Origin of the sequence: Nostoc sp. 106C (assembly GCF_002154725.1) — a bacterium.
Lineage (GTDB): Bacteria > Cyanobacteriota > Cyanobacteriia > Cyanobacteriales > Nostocaceae > Aulosira.
Genome location: NZ_MTAW01000024.1, coordinates 1 through 1,665 on the forward strand (window position 1 = coordinate 1; position 1,665 = coordinate 1,665).

At 45.3% G+C, this 1,665-nt stretch carries 1 protein-coding gene and 1 pseudogene; one reads left to right on the forward strand and one right to left on the reverse strand.

Going from position 1 to position 1,665, the window contains the following annotated elements; all coding sequences use genetic code 11:
- Positions 1-37 precede the first annotated feature (37 nt).
- Positions 38-607, reverse strand: coding sequence for a reverse transcriptase N-terminal domain-containing protein (locus BV375_RS01330; protein WP_086756457.1), 570 nt, complete (start codon positions 605-607; stop codon positions 38-40).
- Between the two features lie 599 nt (positions 608-1,206).
- Between BV375_RS01330 and BV375_RS37910 the strand changes: the two are divergent.
- Positions 1,207-1,614, forward strand: a pseudogene (locus BV375_RS37910) (CheR family methyltransferase); the annotation flags it as partial.
- Positions 1,615-1,665: the final 51 nt, after the last annotated feature.

Below are 1,665 nucleotides of genomic sequence, written 5' to 3' on the forward strand. Positions count from 1 at the left end.
CTTCTTAGTCTTTCCCAACTTAGTTGGGGATACCGCGTTAACTGTCACGGCGCACGCATTTTGAGATGTCAGCATCTAAGACCCATTTTGGTTTTTGTTTGATGCTGTTGTATATTGCTTCGATTGTGTCATGGGCAGAACGTCCTGGTCTAAAGCCATAGCTATTAGGTTCAAACTTCGCTTCCCATTCTGGTTCTAAAGCCAGTTTGACAAGCGATTGAGTTGCCCTATCTTGCATTGTCGGTATCCCCAATGGTCTTTTCTCATCCGTTCCGGGCTTGGGAATCCAGACCCTTCTGGTTGATTTCGTTTTGCTGGTTAACTTTAGGTTTGATGCCAAGAGCAATCTTGCTTTTGGTGCCAGGGATTTTACTCCATCGACCCCTGCTGTTTTCTTCCCTCGGTTATCCTGGGTGACTTTGCGTACAGCTAGTACTTTTGCTGACCAAGACCTCATCAAAGTCTTCTGGAGTTTGCGAACTGCCTTAGTATCACCACGCTGGGAGGCTCGGAAAATTCTTTTCTGAAGCTTGAAAACTCGACGCTCTAGCTTTTGCCAGGGTATCGTGTTCCATTCCACCATCTGATTTCTCAGTGTTTTAGACATATATACTTCCTATTTGGACTTTTCCTTTCACACCATCGTGAGTACGTCAGCATATCTTGACCATTACAGTCAAGCTTTCGCTTCTTACTCAATCTCTTCCATTACCGCATCCGGTTAGCACCTACTCTGAGTATTCGACCTCTCAGAGAGCTAGTAATGGGTTACTTCGTTCCGAATGACAATTCTAAGTATCTTTAGAGCGATGCTTTTCACCGGGTTTATTGGGAGTGCTTACTGGTCGTAGGTTCACCGCCAGCCCCTATCCTTACCCTTTTTGGGTGTAGTGTATCAGCCTGATTTCACTACTTCAGAAGTAAACGATGATTCGGTCACATCTTCAAGCCAAGGCTTTACTCATGGATACTTTGCTCGTTGGACACCGATTTAGGCTATCAGTGGAGCCATCTTTCATCCCCGCTTTACAGATTGATGGCTAGTCGCTACCGTAGGGGAAGTGCTTTCACTCCTGCACTTGGAGGGTAGGTTTTTCACCTACATTGTCATTCAGTTGTCAAGGTTCAGAATAAGAACCTTGCGGCTAATCCCTCAAAGCCTTTTATGAGCCTTGATTTCTAGCCAACGAATCGCACGAACCATATTCCATTGCGATCGCTCTATTAGAAGCAGGATTGACAGCTGCAAAAGTTCACATTGATGCCGTTGATATTAGCAAACAGTGTCTGGTGAAGGCTCAACGGGCAATCTACGATCAGTACTCGTTTCGAGGTAATAGCCTTTCCTTTCAAGGGCAGTATTTTCAGCCAACTGATTCAGGATACCGCCTACGGGAAGTTGATGGCTATGTTCTCCTTGGTCAGGATTTAGTCCGTTCTATTGCCAAGGTATTTTCCAGTGGACAAGCCAGCCAAGTCAATCACTCTGCTCGTCAAGCACTTAGCAAAACCTACAAACGGGTGTTGGTTGTGGATGATTCGATTACTGTCCGGGAAATGGAACGCAAACTTTGGAAAACAATGGTTACAAAGTTGAGGTTGCAGTTAATCTGAACTTCCCCCTTTGACAAAATTCGTGTGCAATGCATAGCAAGGGTTGCAAGG